The sequence below is a fragment of the Lentilactobacillus parafarraginis DSM 18390 = JCM 14109 genome, assembly GCF_001435895.1.
GTDB lineage: Bacteria > Bacillota > Bacilli > Lactobacillales > Lactobacillaceae > Lentilactobacillus > Lentilactobacillus parafarraginis.
Genome location: NZ_AZFZ01000004.1, coordinates 48,142 through 64,218 on the forward strand (window position 1 = coordinate 48,142; position 16,077 = coordinate 64,218).

The following is a 16,077-nucleotide window of genomic DNA, read 5'->3' on the forward strand; positions in this document are numbered from 1 at the left end:
TATTTATGCAACCAGCGATCACTTATCGCTTGATTAAAAAAGAAAAGCACACCGGCGCCAGGCTTGGTGAAATCACCACGCCCCACGGAACGTTTCGGACGCCCGTATTTATGCCGGTTGGGACTCAGGCAACCGTTAAGACGCTCGCACCCGAGGAGCTCGAAGATATGGGTGCCGGCATCATTTTAGCCAACACCTACCACCTTTGGCTTCGACCGGGTGAGGATATTATCAAGCAAGCCGGTGGCCTTCATAAATTCATGAATTGGGACCATCCAATTTTAACGGATTCCGGTGGCTTTCAAGTATTTTCACTGGCTAAAAATCGTGACATTACCGAACAAGGGGTCACCTTTAAAAACGAAATTAACGGTGATCGGATGTTTTTATCACCCGAAAAGGCGATGCAGATTGAAAACGACCTTGGTCCGGATATTATGATGAGTCTTGATGAATGCCCACCATTTTTTGAATCCTATGATTATGTTAAAAAATCTGTTGAGCGGACCAGCCGCTGGGCAGAACGCGGTCTTAAAGCGCATCGTAATCCGGATTCTCAAGGATTGTTCGGGATTGTTCAGGGGGCTGGCTTTGAGGATTTAAGAAAGCAATCGGCCAAGGATCTAGTGAGTTTGGATTTTCCCGGCTATTCAATTGGGGGTCTCTCAGTGGGAGAATCCAAGGCCGAAATGAATCGGATCTTGGAGACCACAGCGCCACTATTGCCCGAGAATAAACCCCGGTATTTAATGGGGGTCGGGGTGACCGATTCTCTAATTGATGGGGTGATTCGCGGCATTGATATGTTTGATTGTGTGCTGCCGACTCGAATTGCCCGCAATGGGACGGTGATGACATCCCATGGAAGACTTGTCGTTAAAAACGCGGCCTACGCGAGGGATTTTGGCCCGCTGGACGACCAGTGCGACTGCTATGCTTGTCGAAATTATTCACGGGCATATATTCACCACTTAATTCGCGCGGACGAAACCTTTGGAATGAGGTTGGCAAGTTATCATAATCTGTACTACCTGATTCATCTGATGAAACGCGTTCAGCAGGCCATCCTTGACGATAATCTTTTAGATCTTCGGCAAGAGGTATTTGAACAGTATGGGTACAACAAACCAAATCCGAAAAACTTTTAACTATGGACGGTTTACAAGTTATTTGGTAAAGTATTCCTATGGAAAGTGTGGGTGAAAAATATTGAACAGTTCTGTTTACTCGATCTTAATGATTGTTGTTTTGTTTGCGTTGATGTATTTCTTGATGATTCGTCCTCAAAGAAAGCAACAGCAAAAGCGGCAGGAACAACTTTCAAAAGTTAAGCAAGGCGATCAGGTCGTTACGATCGGTCGGCTGCACGGCGTTGTTGACGAAATTAACGAAGCCGATAAAACCGTTACGCTTGATTGTGATGGGATTTACTTGGTCTTTGATTTGAGTGCCATTGCTCAGGTAAAGCAACCTGCAGTTACCGCTGCAGCAACAGCTACCAACAACAATGCGACTAATGAACAACCAGCTGATGATGCAAAAACCGATAAGCCGGCCGATGCTGATTCAGATCAGACGACTCAAAAGTCTGATAATTCAGATAGTGATTCAAAGTCCGAAGACAAGTAACAAAAATGGGTTGGGGACAGAACAATGTTTTGCGCCAACCATTTTTTTCGAGTAAAAAAGAACATACGTTTGAAGGCCCATAAGTGAGATGAGATAGATGGCAAAAGATGATCGACATATTATTCATATTGATATGGATGCTTTTTATGCCTCCATTGAAGAACGAGAAGATCCCTCACTGAAAACGAAGCCCCTCATTGTTGCGAAGGATCCCCGCAAGACTGGTGGTCGTGGGGTGGTATCAACGGCTAACTATGTTGCCAGAAAATATGGGGTCCACTCAGCAATGAGTTCTTCAAAGGCGCTTGAACTCTGTCCCAAGGCGGTTTTTCGGTTTTCTGGGTTTGAACTTTATCGGGCAGTTTCCCAAAAAATCCACGACATCTTTCATGAGTATACCGATAAAGTGGAATCGGTTGCTTTAGATGAGGCCTACCTTGACATCACCGACAATAAGCGGCATATTTCCGATTCAATTCAGGTGGGGCGAATGATCCAAGCGGAGATCTTAAAGCAAACTAAATTAACGTGTTCTGTCGGCGTTTCGTATAACAAATTTCTTGCCAAGGAAGCTTCCGATTACGCCAAGCCGTTTGGGTTAACCGTGATTGAACCTAAGGATGCGATTGAGTTTTTAAAACGGCTGCCCATTGAGAAATTTCGGGGCGTTGGTAAAAAAACCGTCCCAAAGATGCATGACCTCGGAATTAATGACGGGGCAGATTTAATTCAATGGTCCCAGATGGATCTTATTAAGCATTTTGGCAAATTTGGATATGTCCTATATGAACGAGCGCGGGGAATTGATAAGCGACCGGTTGAATATGCTCGGGTTCGAAAATCCGTTGGTAAAGAAAGAACTTTTGGCCCGGAGCTGGAGAATCAGTCCCAGGTTGATGACCAGTTAAAGCATATTGCCGAAATGGTGGCTGCGGAAATGCAGCAAAAGAAAAAGCATGGCAAAACGCTGGTCCTAAAGATTCGTTATCGCGATTTTTCGACTTTCACCAAACGGATTAGTTTGGATAATTACATCCACAACAACCCTTCTGACTACTATGAACTCGCAAGTGAACTACTAACGGAAATGCCGGATATTGGCGCTGGGGTCCGGTTACTTGGGATCACATTAACTAATTTGGCAGATTTGAATTATGAAAATATCGTTCTCAATTTATTTGCCGATCCCAAGCGGTGATTTAAAAGCTGTTGTTTATTACTTTAAGTAGTTAGTGTATACTGAAGTGTTCAACAAAGAATAGTGGGGTAATAAGACATGTCGATTCAAACCGAAATATTAACGAAAATCAAGCAATATAACACCATCATCATCCATCGCCACAAGCGGCCGGATCCCGATGCCATTGGCTCGCAGATGGGCCTGGCATCGATTTTGAAGGCGTCCTTTCCTGGAAAGACAATTTTATGCGCTGGAAAGAATTTTGACAGTTTCAAGTGGCTAGGGACTGCTGACGATATTAGTGACGATCAGTATAAAGACGCGTTAGTGATTGTTGTCGACACGGCCAATCAACCACGAGTCGATGATGATCGTTACACGAAGGGCAAGGCGCTCATTAAAATTGACCACCACCCAAACGATGATCAGTTTGGCGACTTGATGTGGGTCATGCCTGAAGCATCAAGCACTTCGGAGCTGATTTTTGATTTCTTTGATATGTTTCGTTGTGAATTGACGCTTCCTGACGATGGGGCCCGCGTACTCTATGCCGGGATTGTTGGTGATACGGGCCGATTTATGTATCCATCCACGTCCGCGCACACCTTTGAAGTTGCGGCAAAACTTGCAGACTTCAACTTTTCACCCAGTGATGTGAACCAAAAAGAGGACGAAATTGACCTGCCTTTGGCGAGGTTATCCGCTTACGCGTATGAGAATCTTCAAATTCTGGACAGCGGCGCAGCGTATTTGGTATTGTCTAATAAGGTTCTTGAACCATTTAAACTCGGCGATGAAAGCACAGCGTCGATTGTGCCGCTTCCCGGACGCATCAAGGAAGTCGTTTCCTGGGCAATCTTTGTTGAGCAAAAGGAAGGCGACTATCGGATTCGGTTGCGCTCCAAGGGGCCGGCAATTAACGAATTGGCCAAACAATATGGTGGTGGCGGTCATCCACTGGCCAGTGGCGCCGTCGTGGATAATGAGGATCAAATTAAAACGTTTATCCATGATTTGGATAACCTGGTGAAGAATAGCAAATAGGAGATTTTATGACACAATTTTCAGATTTTGGGTTAAAACCCTTTATTTTACAAGCGCTTGACGCGTTGAAGTTTACGGAACCGACTGCTGTCCAGGAAAAACTGATTCCAGTGATCATGCGGCATCGGGATGTTGTTGGGCAGTCAGCAACCGGCAGCGGAAAGACCCATGCCTTTCTGTTACCGATTTTTAATCAATTGGACCCCAGCAACGAATCAGTTCAAGCGGTCATCACAACTCCCAGTCGAGAACTGGCCTATCAAATTCTGGATGCCGCAAAACAAATTGCCAAATTTAGCCCAGATCAAATAACAATTGGCAGTTACGTTGGCGGAACTGATAAGAAACGCCAAGAGGACCGTTTGAAAAAGGAGCAGCCCCAACTCATTGTCGGCACTCCTGGGCGGATTTGGGATCTAATTAAAAATGGCGGTCTAGATGTGCATACTGCTTCACAATTAGTGATTGATGAAGCGGATATGACCCTGGACATGGGCTTTTTGGACGTCGTTGATCACATCGCTGCCAGTTTTGGAAAAGACGTTCAGATGATGGTCTTTTCAGCCACTATTCCACAGAAAATCACGGTGTTCTTAAAAAAGTATATGGATAATCCGGTAATCGAAGAAATTCCGGTGTCTTCAATTATCAGCCCAACGATTGATAACTGGCTGATTTCAACCAAGGGTCAGGACAAAAATCAATTGATCTACCGGCTTTTAACGGTTGGTGAACCTTACCTTGTGTTGATTTTCGCCAACACGCGAAAGCGAGTCGAAGAACTGACCGACTATTTACGCGGACAGGGACTGAAGGTTGCCATGGTTCATGGTGGCATCAAGCCTCGTGAGCGGAAACAAATTATGAAGCGAATTAAGAATCTCGACTTTCAGTTTGTGGTTGCGACCGATTTGGCTGCACGAGGAATTGATATCGAGGGTGTTTCCCACGTGATTAATGACGATATTCCGACAGAGGATTTGGAATTCTTCATTCACCGGGTGGGGCGAACCGGCCGGAACGGGATGCCGGGGACTTCGATTACGCTGTACTCGCCGGACGAAGAACAAGAGGTTGAAGAACTCGAAAAGATGGGGATTCATTTTAAACCCAAAGCTTACAAAAATCATGAAATTATTGATACGTATGATCGTAATCGGCGGGCGACCCATCATAAAAAACGTGAAAAGCTTGACCCAACCATGATCGGGTTGATTAAGAAGAAAAAGAAGCACGTTAAGCCCGGCTATAAACGGCAAATTAAGATGTCAATTGCCCGCAAGGAAGAAATGGATCGTCGTGTTTCACAACGGGAGCAATCACGGGCCAAACGCAAACAGCGGAAGCAAAGCTCGAATCGTTACAAGTAAAATTCGATTGACATCATTTTCACAAAAAAGTATACTTTGAATGGTTTAAGAATATGTCAGGTCCTGCTACTTTTCAGAAACGTTTTGGTTGATGTGAAAAACGATTTAGTTTACCTGATGCTCTCTTAACACACAATTAAACACAAACCTGATGAATCAGGATAAAGTGGTTACGATTTAGCATCGTTGCAATCAGAGTGGTACCGCGCCAATCGGCGTCTCTGTTAGCAACGGTGCTTTATTTTGGTCGAAGGAGAAGATTACGATATGAAGAATTTAAGTAGTGGTCAAATCAGACAGATGTTTTTGGACTTTTTCCATGAAAAGGGCCACACAATTGAACCAAGCGCATCATTGATTCCAGTGGATGATCCCACGTTGCTGTGGATCAACTCTGGGGTTGCCACGATGAAGAAGTATTTCGATGGCTCCGTTGTGCCCAAGAATCCAAGAATGACCAGCTCGCAGAAGAGTATTCGCACAAATGATATTGAAAATGTCGGTAAAACCCCGCGGCACCATACCTTATTTGAAATGCTGGGAAACTTTTCGGTTGGCGATTACTTCAAAAAAGAGGCCATTACCTGGGCCTTTGAATTATTAACATCCCCAAAATGGTTTGGTTGGGATAAGGATAAGCTTTATATGACGGTTTACCCTAAGGACACCGATGCGAAAAAATATTGGGAAAAAGTTGGCGTGGCACCTGATCATATCATTGAGATTGAGGATAATTTCTGGGATATTGGTCAGGGGCCTTCAGGTCCGGATTCTGAAATCTTTTACGATCGTGGGGCAGACTTTGACGAATTAGCACCTGACGATCCCGAAAACTATCCTGGTGGTGAAAATGATCGCTGGCTTGAAGTTTGGAACATTGTTTTTTCTCAATTCAACCATACCCCTGAAGATACTTATGAACCCCTCCCTCGGAAGAACATTGATACGGGGATGGGACTGGAACGGGTCGTTTCAATTTTTCAACACGCCCGAACGAACTTTGAAACCGACCTGTTTTTACCCATGATTCGCAAGACCGAAGAATTTTCGGACAACAAAAAATACGGCGTCGATAAACAAACCGATGTGGCGTTCAGAATTATCGCTGACCACGCCCGGGCAATTACCGTGGCAATTGGTGATGGCGCTTTGCCGTCAAATGTTGGCCGGGGCTATGTTATTCGTCGTTTGATTCGTCGGGCTATCGTTAATGGTCAACGACTTGGAATTAAATCAGCATTCCTTTACAAATTGGCGCCCGTAGTTGGGGAGACATTGAAATCGCATTATCCCGAAGTTTTGGCCCAGCGGGATTACATTGAAAAGGTGATCCACTCAGAAGAGGATCGGTTCAACGAAACATTAACCGATGGATTGAAATTGCTAAATAACGTGATCGCTGATGCAAAAACGAATCACAGCAACCAAATTGATGGGCCGACCGCTTTCAAGCTTTATGATACCTATGGGTTTCCATTCGAGTTAACGGGGGAAGAAGCTGCCGAAGCTGGATTAACCGTCGACAAGCAAGGCTTTGAAGTTGAAATGCAGAAGCAAAAAGACCGGGCTCGAAACGCCCGCAGCAGTGCCAAATCAATGGGTGTGCAACGGGACTTACTTGTGAAGGTTAAGGATGCCAGCGACTACGTGGGTTATGATACGTTGGACGTAAAAGATGCCAAACTGATTGACATTGTTGACGATGAAAAATTGGTTGATGAATCAAAATCAGACACCGTTGAACTCATCTTTGATAAAACACCGTTCTATGCTGAAATGGGTGGCCAGGTTGCCGATCGGGGCGTCATTTTGGACGATAACGATGAGAAGGTTGCTGACGTCATCGACGTGCAGCATGCTCCAAATGGTCAAAACCTTCACACCGTTAAAACCCAAGAACCTTTGATTAAGGGCCAACAGTATCATTTAATTGTGGATCGCTTATTTCACAGTCGGGTTGAAAAAAATCATACGGCCACTCATTTGCTTGACCAGTCCTTGAGAAATATTTTGGGCGGTCATACCCAACAAGCAGGTTCATTAGTTGAGCCAAACTATTTGCGATTTGATTTCAATCATTTTGGTCAAGTGACTGACGAAGATTTACAAAAGGTTGAAGATTTAGTAAACAAACAAATCTTTAATGAAATTGATGTTAAAACGGTTGTGACTGATCCAAAGACTGGTAAGAAAATGGGGGCCATTGCCCTGTTTAGTGAGAAATACGGCGACAAAGTTCGGGTGGTTTCCATTGGGGACTTCTCCGTTGAATTTTGTGGTGGGACCCATGTTGCCAACACTCGGGATATTGGTCTGTTTAAGATTGTTTCTGAATCTGGGGTTGGTGCCGGGGTTCGGCGAATTGAGGCCGTAACCTCAAAAGAAGCATTTAGACTCTTAAATAATCAATCTAATGAATTAAAGCAAATCTCGCGGAGCCTGAAAGTGACCCAGCTTAAGGATGTTCCAACCCGGGTCAGCCAGCTTCAAGATGACATTAAGACTCTTGAGACCAAGCAGTCGTCTCTGGAAGCCAAACTTGCCGGTAAGCAAGCCGAAGATGTCTTTAATGCCAAGCAGACTGTTGGACAATACACGATCATTACGGGTATTATCAAGGAAGCCGGAATGCAACAGCTTCGTCAGCTTGCTGACACGTGGCGGGCCAAAAAATTGTCAGATGTTTTGGTTCTCGGTACCGGTAGCGGTCAGAAGGCAAACCTGATCGTGGCAGTCACTGATGATCAGGTGAAGAATGGCATCAAAGCTGGCGATTTGATCAAATCAATTGCCGGTAATATCAAAGGTGGCGGTGGCGGCCGACCAAACATGGCCCAAGCTGGCGGTAAAGATCCAGCTGGTTTAGATTCCGCTATGAAGGCCGCGGTTGCGTGGTTAGGAAATAAGTAATTATTACATCGCCATTACATGTCGGTTACATTGGCTGTGTTGATTGTAGTTTCAACGATAATCAGTTAAAATTAGTACAAATGACCTGAAGTCATAGAGGTGAATTGTATGAGTTCGTTAGATAAAACCATGTTTTTCAATTTCAATGAAGACCAGCCTAAAGATGTGCGGGATACTTTATTGACGGTGTACAAAGCATTGGAAGAAAAGGGTTATAATCCATATAATCAAATTGTTGGCTATTTAATATCCGGTGATCCGGCTTACATTCCACGTAATCTAGATGCCCGCAATTTGATTAGAAGACATGAGCGTGATGAAATTATTGAAGAACTGGTTCGGTTCTATCTTGATAATCATCCGAATGACTCAAAAAAAGGTGAAAAATGAGATTAATGGGATTAGATGTCGGCTCTAAAACTGTGGGGGTTGCGGTCAGTGATGCGATTGGCTGGACTTCACAAGGAGTCGAGATTATTCGAATCAATGAAGATGATCAGGAGTTTGGTCTTGATCGGGTTGCCGAACTGGTGGATAAGTACCAGGTTGACGGCTTTGTTGTCGGGCTGCCAAAGAATATGAACAATTCTCTTGGCCCGCGGGCAGAAGCATCCCAGCAATATGGGCAGCGGCTTGAAAAGCAATTTGATCTTCCTGTGGATTTTGAAGATGAACGACTAACCACCGTTGAAGCTCAGCGAATGTTGACTGAGGAAGCCGATATTTCGAGACGCAAGCGTAAGAAAGTCATTGATAAATTAGCTGCAGGTCTAATATTGCAGAATTATTTAGACCGCAAGGGAAAACTAACTAGAATATGAGGTATGCAAAATATGGCAGAAGATCCAACACAACAAACAATTACATTAGTCGACGAAAACGGCGACGAAACTTTGTATGACGTTTTTTTTACATTTAAGTCCGAGGACTTTGATCGGTCATATATTTTAATTTATCCAGCTGGTAAAAAAGATGATGATGAGGTTGAAATCCAAGCCTATGCCCTTCCGGCAGGTGATGATCCTAGTGATCCTCAAGGCGGCGAATTGCAACCAATTCAAACTGATAAGGAATGGGATATGATCGAGTCCGTTTTGAATACGTTCTTGGGTAAAGATGGCGATCAAAACGATCAGGCTCAAGACGATGATCAGAAATAATCTCGTTTTGGCTAATGGATAATTTATGAAGGGATTGAGTGCAAAGCTTCAGGTTTTGACTCAGTCCTTTTTGATTGAATGATTTTTGGGATGTGATTTAATGACAAACGATGATAAGAGAAGATTTAAGACGACAATTGCCGGTAAGACATACGTTTTAATCGGAAAGGGGACTGATGAGCGTCTGCAGGCCGTTTCAGACCTTTTAAATACGCAATTGGCCCAATTAAAGAAGGCAATGCCAAACGTCTCTAACGAGCAGCTGGCGGTTTTGATGGCCTTTAATGCCATTTCAAAGCAGTTCGAACTCCAGGATCAATTGACGGCCAGAAATGATAAGCAGCCGGCTGTTAAGCAGTCCGGTGGGGATCGTGATTTTTAACCTGAGATAATTTAACGGGCGTGACGGATTTGCGCCAATGAACGCTGAGATGCGTTGTGGCTGCCAAATGAGATCCCAACGATAATGACACCAGTTTGTAAACCATTTGAGTGTCACTGCCAGCAACCCTAGCTGAACGTTCATGGTTTGGCTGGTGGGTAGATCCTGCGATGTTTTTGATTGGGCCTTTTTAGTTTAGGCACAAGTTGATCATCACTGGCAATCCACATTCAATGACGGCTTGCCCGTTATTGGGCCAGTTGTTGGCGAGATAGGCGCGTTTGCTAGCCACGTACTGCGATAAATTCAAACGAGGAAGGTATATGAACGAAAAAGTATTAGATACACTTGAATATAATAAAATTAAAGATCAGTTAGCCGGTTTTTTGACCACGGATCGGGGCCACGAAATTGTTCAGAATCTTCAGCCAAGTGGTGATTATGCGGTTGTTGACCAGCAGCTGAAGGAAACTGCCGATGGTGCCGATATCGTCAGGTTGGCTGGTGAGATCCCAATTCCCAAGCTCACCGAAATATCCCCATACATGAAGCGGTTGAAAATTGAAAATGCCGCGTTAAGCGGGACCGAGTTAGCCCACATCACCAAATTACTGCGAGCAGTCAAAACGGTTAGCCAGTTTTTTGAAGATTTTAAGAACGAAGAGGTTACCCTCCGAACCGTTCCTAAGACCGTTGCCAAGCTCACACTAATGCCGGACATCACAACCCGGATGGTTCAATCGATCGATGATGATGGCCGCGTATTGGATAGTGCGTCATCCCAACTAAGAGCGATTCGACGGACGATTGAACAGACGCAAAGCAACATCCGCACACGAATGGGTAAATACCTGAAGGGTTCTGAATCAAAGTATCTTAGTGAGCCAATTATTACCGTTCGTGATGAACGGTTTGTGCTGCCAATTCGAGCGGAGTATAAGTCTCACTTTGGTGGGATTGTGCATGACCAGAGTGCGTCTGGGCAGACGTTGTACGTTGAACCCAGTAACGTGGTTGAAATGAATAATCAATTAAGACGGGATCAACTGGCGGAGCGGACGGAACAACGGCGAATTCTGGCTGAATTGACGGAAATGATCCGTCCTTATCGCCAAGAATTGCTGGAAAATATGAACTTGGTTGGCCAATTAGACTTTGTTAACGCAAAGGCCAAGTATGCCCATCAATCGGGCGCGGTGCTTCCAAAGATTTCCACGGAAAACGTTGTGAACCTTCGCCATGCTCGTCACCCCCTAATCGCCAAAGAAAAGGTCGTTCCTAATGACATTAAAATCGGTGCTGACTACCAAACCATTATCGTCACCGGCCCGAATACCGGTGGGAAAACGATCACGATTAAGACCGTTGGTTTACTGCAGCTGATGGGCCAATCGGGGCTGTTTATCACTGCCGATGAGGAAAGTCAGATTGGGGTGTTTGACGATGTCTTCGCTGACATTGGTGATGACCAGTCGATTGAGGCAAATTTAAGTACCTTTTCATCACATATGGACAATATCATTGCCATTATGAAGCAACTGAGCGATAAGAGCCTGGTGCTGTTGGATGAGTTGGGTGCCGGAACCGACCCCAAGGAAGGCGCGGCGCTTGCGATGGCGATCATCGATGCCATTCATCGAAGTGGCTGTGAGATGATTGCGACAACTCACTATCCCGAGTTAAAGGCCTTTGCCTATAATCGCCCCGGGATTATTAACGCTTCAATGGAATTTGACGTTGAAACGTTGCGGCCCACCTATCGGCTTTTGCTAGGAATTCCCGGCCAAAGTAACGCGTTAAACATTGCCAGTCGGTTGGGAATGCCGGAACAGATTGTCCAACAGGCGAAGTCGTTTACCGATTCTGAGAATCAGGATATTAATAATATGATTGCCGAGCTGACTTCCCAGACTAAGCGGGCTCATGATGAGGCCGACAAACTGGCTACTGAGTTATCGGAAGCCACTAAGCTGCATGCCGATCTTCAAAAACGATTCGATCAGTATCAAAATCAGAAAGACCGGCTTCAAGAGCAGGCCCGTGAGCAGGCCAATGAAATTGTTGAAAAGGCCAAGCACAATGCTGATAAGATTATTGCCGACCTTCACCGAAAGCAACGTCAGGTCGGAAAAACGACCGTTAAGGAAAATGAGCTGATCGATGCCAAGGGCGCGTTGAATCAGCTTGAGGTTGCCCCAAGTCTAAAGCGTAACAAAGTGCTTAAAAAAGAAAAGGCCAAGCACAACTTTAAAGCTGGCGACGAGGTCTTGGTTAAATCCTATGGGCAACAGGGAACGCTGATTCGGCAAGAAAAAAATGGCTTGTGGGACGTCCAGTTAGGTATCCTCAAGATGCAAATTGATGAAGCAGATCTGGAAAAGGTCGGCAAACAGGCCCAACCCAAGGCGAAGTATCAAACGCACGTTTCGCGGACCCGTTCAACTGGGATGTCACCAACCCTGGATTTACGGGGGCATCGTTATGAAGAGGCCATGTATGAGCTGGATCGATACGTCGATTCTGCGCTGCTGGCCGGCTATCCGACCATCACGATTATTCATGGTAAGGGAACCGGGGCCCTTCGAAAGGGTGTCACCGACTATTTGAAACGCAATTCACGGGTCAAAAGTTTTGGCTACTCGGCACCCAATGCAGGTGGCGACGGGTCGACGGTTGTTCAATTCAAATAAGTGATTTTATTTAATTAATATTTGCTTTATAATGGAGCGCAAAGCGGATACTAAGGTTATAAGCGGTTGAGTGGCATTCATTTTGTTTGCATTTTACTATATAATTGTTAGTATAAGACTATTGAAAGAATAGGAGTGTTTGGTATGGTAAAAGAAACAACAGATCAAACTTTTGAAAATGATACCTCAAAGGGTGTTACATTAACTGATTTTTGGGCAACTTGGTGTGGCCCCTGCCGCATGCAGTCACCAGTTGTTGAAGAACTGGCCGAAGAAATGAACGACGTGACGTTTAACAAGATGGACGTGGACAAAAATCCTAATACGGCATCTAAATTCGGCATTATGAGTATTCCGACCCTTCTAATTAAGAAGGACGGCAAGGTTGTCGACACGGTTGTTGGCTACCACCCAAAGGAACAACTTAAAAAGGTATTGGCTCAGTACACTGACTAATATTAAATTCACTTAAAAGGTCTCTCAAAGCCGTTTGTTGGCTTTAAGAGACCTTTTTGTCAGCTTATTTTCTTTAATTTCCCGAAATTAATGGTCACTGTCCAAATCTTCTGGTTGGTCAGGATCTGAATGGGCGATCGTGAACATTTTGTCACTTTCTTGATCATCGACCGGTTTATCTTTTCCAAGATAGGTACTGATTAAAACAATGCCCTTAGCGGGGGTGGTTTTGGTAATTTCTGCCTCGGCAACTTGGTTGAGAATGTACTGGCAGCTTTGCGCGATGAAACCCGTTTCTAGATAAAAGTCGGGATCGTCAAAAAGATCCAAGCGATTTTTAACGATTGGCCCGCTTAATTCCCAATTAAGCTGCTGGCCGCTTTTTTTAAGCAGGTTAAGCTTACCCAGCTTGAACTGATCAAAAAAGGCGATTAAATCATCGTACGTTGCGAGACGGTGATTGCGGGCAAGGTGCTTTCCCGCCCAATATGAAATATCATGATTATCGCTGCCAAGAATGCTTGGTAAAAGGTCATCCCGGATGAGTTCCTGGCCCAGTAAATCGGCCATATGAGGATCGTTAATAATTGTTGTGTAAGCTTCGTTATCCATTTTTTAATCTCCATCAATGCAAATTGTCATTAATATATTATACAATAGTATTTACAAATCTGGTTTGTTTGTCAAATATCGCAATAAATAATTAAGCGATGGGGACGGACGAAAAAGGAGGGAATTGATATGGATAATCGACCGATTGGGGTTATGGATTCTGGTGTCGGTGGTCTAACAGTTCTCAAAGAAATCATTAAAAGTTTACCGAATGAATCTTATATTTTTATTGGTGATCAGGCCAATCTGCCGTATGGTCAAAAGCGCCCGGAACTTGTCCGGCAGCTAACCGAACGGATTGCGAATTACTTGGTTGCTCAGGATGTCAAATTATTTGTGATTGCTTGCAACACGGCAACCGCCGCGGCACTTGACTATCTGCGACAGCGATTGCCAATTCCGGTGATTGGTGTCATCCAGCCTGGTGCTGAAAGTGCGGCTCGACAATCAAAAACCCATCGAGTAGGCGTGATTGCAACGAATGGGACGGTTCAGTCAGGAAATTACCAGCGGATTATTAAACAGAGCCTCACTGATGCGACCGTTTATTCATTGGGGTGCCCAGACTTTGTGACGATGGTGGAACATGGCGACGCTGGTAAGGCTGAGACCCAGAAACGCGTCACTCAACAGTTAGCTTATTTTTCTGACAAATCTATTGACAGTTTAGTGTTGGGTTGCACCCATTTTCCGGTGCTTCAGCGAGAAATCCAACGGGCATTACCCAAAGGTGTCCGATTAATTGACCCCGGCATTTCAACCGCGCAACATATTGTTGATTATCTCAGTCAGCATGACCAACTTCGAGAAGCCGAGGCTGGCAAGCCAGTTAGACAATTTTTCACAACTGGAGAGCCGGCAGAGTTTGCCCGGGTGGCCGATCAATTGCTAAAGCGCCAAATTCATGCGGATCATCTCAATTTAGGAAAGGCGGATGTTTGATAGTGGAAAAGCCAAAGGTAATTGTGATTGCCTCAAAGAATGCCAACAAAATTAAGGAATTTGAGGAGGCATTTCAGGGGACTGGCATTCAAGTTGAATCGCTCAAGTCTTTTAATAACGTTCCTGATGTTGCCGAAACCGGGACGACCTTTGAAGAAAACGCCATGCTCAAGGCGTCTAAGATGAGTGCCTTTACGAAGCTGCCGGTTATTTCCGACGATTCTGGATTGGTTGTGCCCGCATTGAATGGTCAGCCCGGGGTTCACTCTGCAAGATACGCTGGGGATCACGATGACGACGCTAATAATGCAAAACTTCTTAAAGAAATGGAAAACAAGTCTGATCGGGATGCCTATTTTGAGTCCGTTCTGATATATTTAACACCTGAGGGAGATAAGGTCGTTGCCAGCGGGCGGGTGAATGGTCAAATTTTACGGGCCAAACGCGGCAGCAACAACTTCGGCTATGACCCGTTGTTCTATGTTCCCAGTCATCAAATGACCTTAGCAGAAATGACCACCCACGATAAGAATGAAATCAGTCATCGTGGCCGGGCCATTCGGAGCTTAATTTCAAAATTAAGGGAGCGGTGGAACTCGTGAAAATCCTGGTGGTAAGTGACAGTCACGGCGACCGGCAAATTATTGCCGATCTGCTTTCCCGGTACGTCGATGACGTGACGGCGTTTTGTCATTGTGGCGACTCGGAATTACCAATGAATGATCCGCTGGCCGCTAAAATGACGATCGTGAAGGGAAACATGGACACCGCGCCGTTTCCAAACGACGAACTGGTAGTAATGGGTGGCAGGCGGCTCTTGGTCACGCACGGCCATCTTCAACAGGTTAATCAGGGTCTGTTGAATTTGGAGCTGTTTGCAAAGAGTCGAAATGCCAACGTGGTGATGTTCGGCCACACCCATCAGTTGGGCGTGACAATGGATCAGGGAATTCTATTCATTAATCCTGGTAGCATCTCGCAACCAAGGGGTCAATATGCCGCAATTGGCGGTACGTATGCCATTTTGACCATTGATGGTGACCATTATGGGGTTGACTACTATAATCGTCAGTTTCAACCAGTTGATCAGTTACGATTTCGTTTCTGAACTGATTTGAAAGGAAGGCTAATAACGTAATGATTGATAAGCCGATTGAAGCGGTTATGCGCCAAAGCGATCGGGATATTGTGATTCCCTCGGATTTAGTGGCAACCGTTAACGAAAATAATAATCTTCAGCACGCTTTCTTGGTGCTCACCAAGGTCCGATACGCAAAGATTCCGGTGGTCGATAATGATAATCATTTAAAGGGACTAATTTCTTTGCCAATGATTACCGAACAGATGCTTCAGGATACTGGGATTACCACGCGCAATCTTGATCGAATGAAGATCAAGCAGGTCATGCAAAAGGACGTGCCATTTGTTTATGACCGGGAAAATTTGGAAGTGATTTTACGGCACCTTGTCGATGAAAACTTTGTGGCCTATGTTGATCATGACCATCAGTTCTTGGGAATTATCACTCGTCGCGAGCTGTTTAAAGAGATTAACTTCATGGCCCATAATTTTTCCAAGCAGTATATTGCGCTGCCGGCGTATCACGATGACAATCTTTCTTCTCAAGAAAAGAAGATTGCCGACAAGAATCGTTAAATTAAATGATATGATCTAAATTAAAAAAATCGGCGTTGAAACGAGC

The 16,077-nt window shown here is 44.8% G+C and carries 17 protein-coding genes; 16 read left to right on the forward strand and 1 reads right to left on the reverse strand.

The features are described 5' to 3' along the window. The first annotated feature begins 5 nt into the window (after positions 1 to 5). The 12 genes from tgt (at position 6) to trxA (ending at position 12,821) form a co-directional block, all read left to right on the forward strand. Positions 6 to 1,148: a tRNA guanosine(34) transglycosylase Tgt gene (tgt, locus tag FD47_RS01775; protein ID WP_008214900.1), complete on the forward strand. Its 1,143-nt coding sequence runs from the start codon at positions 6 to 8 to the stop codon at positions 1,146 to 1,148. A gap of 88 nt (positions 1,149 to 1,236) precedes the next feature. Continuing rightward, complete coding sequence (yajC, locus tag FD47_RS01780) at positions 1,237 to 1,629, forward strand: preprotein translocase subunit YajC (protein WP_008214898.1); 393 nt, start codon at positions 1,237 to 1,239, stop codon at positions 1,627 to 1,629. Positions 1,630 to 1,726: 97 nt separating this feature from the next. Beyond that, on the forward strand, positions 1,727 to 2,827 hold the full coding sequence (gene dinB / locus FD47_RS01785; RefSeq protein ID WP_054732528.1) for a DNA polymerase IV: 1,101 nt from the start codon (positions 1,727 to 1,729) through the stop codon (positions 2,825 to 2,827). Positions 2,828 to 2,905: 78 nt separating this feature from the next. After that, on the forward strand, positions 2,906 to 3,853 hold the full coding sequence (locus FD47_RS01790) for a DHH family phosphoesterase (RefSeq protein WP_054732531.1): 948 nt from the start codon (positions 2,906 to 2,908) through the stop codon (positions 3,851 to 3,853). 8 nt (positions 3,854 to 3,861) lie between these two features. Next, positions 3,862 to 5,223 carry a DEAD/DEAH box helicase gene (locus FD47_RS01795; protein ID WP_054732535.1) on the forward strand — a complete coding sequence of 454 codons (1,362 nt, stop codon included), beginning with the start codon at positions 3,862 to 3,864 and terminating at the stop codon, positions 5,221 to 5,223. A 267-nt stretch (positions 5,224 to 5,490) separates the two neighbouring features. Beyond that, entirely contained in the window at positions 5,491 to 8,133 is a 2,643-nt protein-coding gene (gene alaS, locus FD47_RS01800) for an alanine--tRNA ligase (RefSeq protein ID WP_056979979.1), read from the forward strand. Positions 8,134 to 8,241: 108 nt separating this feature from the next. Continuing rightward, a complete protein-coding gene (locus tag FD47_RS01805) occupies positions 8,242 to 8,523 on the forward strand; it encodes an IreB family regulatory phosphoprotein (RefSeq protein WP_008214881.1) in 282 nt (93 codons plus the stop codon). Further along, complete coding sequence (gene ruvX, locus FD47_RS01810) at positions 8,520 to 8,954, forward strand: Holliday junction resolvase RuvX (RefSeq protein ID WP_054732539.1); 435 nt, start codon at positions 8,520 to 8,522, stop codon at positions 8,952 to 8,954. Before FD47_RS01805 ends, ruvX begins: the two co-directional genes overlap by 4 nt. Positions 8,955 to 8,957: 3 nt before the next feature. After that, positions 8,958 to 9,293, forward strand: coding sequence for a DUF1292 domain-containing protein (locus FD47_RS01815; RefSeq protein WP_056979980.1), 336 nt, complete (start codon positions 8,958 to 8,960; stop codon positions 9,291 to 9,293). 100 nt (positions 9,294 to 9,393) lie between these two features. Then, complete coding sequence (locus FD47_RS01820; protein ID WP_054732542.1) at positions 9,394 to 9,675, forward strand: cell division protein ZapA; 282 nt, start codon at positions 9,394 to 9,396, stop codon at positions 9,673 to 9,675. 323 nt (positions 9,676 to 9,998) lie between these two features. Further along, entirely contained in the window at positions 9,999 to 12,365 is a 2,367-nt protein-coding gene (locus tag FD47_RS01825; protein ID WP_056979981.1) for an endonuclease MutS2, read from the forward strand. A gap of 144 nt (positions 12,366 to 12,509) precedes the next feature. Then, positions 12,510 to 12,821 (forward strand): thioredoxin, encoded by a 312-nt coding sequence (gene trxA, locus FD47_RS01830; protein WP_008214876.1) that lies wholly within the window; start codon positions 12,510 to 12,512, stop codon positions 12,819 to 12,821. A gap of 87 nt (positions 12,822 to 12,908) precedes the next feature. On the opposite strand, the gene FD47_RS01835 is transcribed toward trxA, so the two are convergent. After that, a complete protein-coding gene (locus FD47_RS01835; protein ID WP_054732549.1) occupies positions 12,909 to 13,433 on the reverse strand; it encodes a DUF2507 domain-containing protein in 525 nt (174 codons plus the stop codon). A 129-nt stretch (positions 13,434 to 13,562) separates the two neighbouring features. Between FD47_RS01835 and murI the strand changes: the two genes are divergently transcribed. From murI to cbpB, 4 genes are read left to right on the forward strand one after another with little or no spacing between them, the layout of a single operon-like run. Further along, positions 13,563 to 14,375 carry a glutamate racemase gene (murI, locus tag FD47_RS01840; protein ID WP_082402578.1) on the forward strand — a complete coding sequence of 271 codons (813 nt, stop codon included), beginning with the start codon at positions 13,563 to 13,565 and terminating at the stop codon, positions 14,373 to 14,375. 2 nt (positions 14,376 to 14,377) lie between these two features. Continuing rightward, positions 14,378 to 14,977: an XTP/dITP diphosphatase gene (locus FD47_RS01845; RefSeq protein ID WP_054732551.1), complete on the forward strand. Its 600-nt coding sequence runs from the start codon at positions 14,378 to 14,380 to the stop codon at positions 14,975 to 14,977. Next, a complete protein-coding gene (locus FD47_RS01850; RefSeq protein ID WP_054732554.1) occupies positions 14,974 to 15,483 on the forward strand; it encodes a metallophosphoesterase in 510 nt (169 codons plus the stop codon). The genes FD47_RS01845 and FD47_RS01850 overlap by 4 nt, the downstream gene beginning before the upstream one ends. Before the next feature lie 29 nt (positions 15,484 to 15,512). Continuing rightward, positions 15,513 to 16,031, forward strand: a complete 519-nt coding sequence (cbpB, locus tag FD47_RS01855; RefSeq protein ID WP_008214869.1) for a cyclic-di-AMP-binding protein CbpB — start codon at positions 15,513 to 15,515, stop codon at positions 16,029 to 16,031. The last annotated feature ends 46 nt before the right edge of the window (positions 16,032 to 16,077 follow it).

Excerpts from the sequence above, each read along its gene's own strand:
- tgt (WP_008214900.1), top strand. The coding sequence starts at position 6 with ATGCAACCAGCGATCACTTATCGCTTGATTAAAAAAGAAAAGCACACC.
- yajC (WP_008214898.1), top strand. The coding sequence starts at position 1,237 with ATGATTGTTGTTTTGTTTGCGTTGATGTATTTCTTGATGATTCGTCCT.
- dinB (WP_054732528.1), top strand. The coding sequence starts at position 1,727 with ATGGCAAAAGATGATCGACATATTATTCATATTGATATGGATGCTTTT.
- FD47_RS01790 (WP_054732531.1), top strand. The coding sequence starts at position 2,906 with ATGTCGATTCAAACCGAAATATTAACGAAAATCAAGCAATATAACACC.
- FD47_RS01795 (WP_054732535.1), top strand. The coding sequence starts at position 3,862 with ATGACACAATTTTCAGATTTTGGGTTAAAACCCTTTATTTTACAAGCG.
- alaS (WP_056979979.1), top strand. The coding sequence starts at position 5,491 with ATGAAGAATTTAAGTAGTGGTCAAATCAGACAGATGTTTTTGGACTTT.
- FD47_RS01805 (WP_008214881.1), top strand. The coding sequence starts at position 8,242 with ATGAGTTCGTTAGATAAAACCATGTTTTTCAATTTCAATGAAGACCAG.
- ruvX (WP_054732539.1), top strand. The coding sequence starts at position 8,520 with ATGAGATTAATGGGATTAGATGTCGGCTCTAAAACTGTGGGGGTTGCG.
- FD47_RS01815 (WP_056979980.1), top strand. The coding sequence starts at position 8,958 with ATGCAAAATATGGCAGAAGATCCAACACAACAAACAATTACATTAGTC.
- FD47_RS01820 (WP_054732542.1), top strand. The coding sequence starts at position 9,394 with ATGACAAACGATGATAAGAGAAGATTTAAGACGACAATTGCCGGTAAG.
- FD47_RS01825 (WP_056979981.1), top strand. The coding sequence starts at position 9,999 with ATGAACGAAAAAGTATTAGATACACTTGAATATAATAAAATTAAAGAT.
- trxA (WP_008214876.1), top strand. The coding sequence starts at position 12,510 with ATGGTAAAAGAAACAACAGATCAAACTTTTGAAAATGATACCTCAAAG.
- FD47_RS01835 (WP_054732549.1), bottom strand. The coding sequence starts at position 13,433 with ATGGATAACGAAGCTTACACAACAATTATTAACGATCCTCATATGGCC.
- murI (WP_082402578.1), top strand. The coding sequence starts at position 13,563 with ATGGATAATCGACCGATTGGGGTTATGGATTCTGGTGTCGGTGGTCTA.
- cbpB (WP_008214869.1), top strand. The coding sequence starts at position 15,513 with ATGATTGATAAGCCGATTGAAGCGGTTATGCGCCAAAGCGATCGGGAT.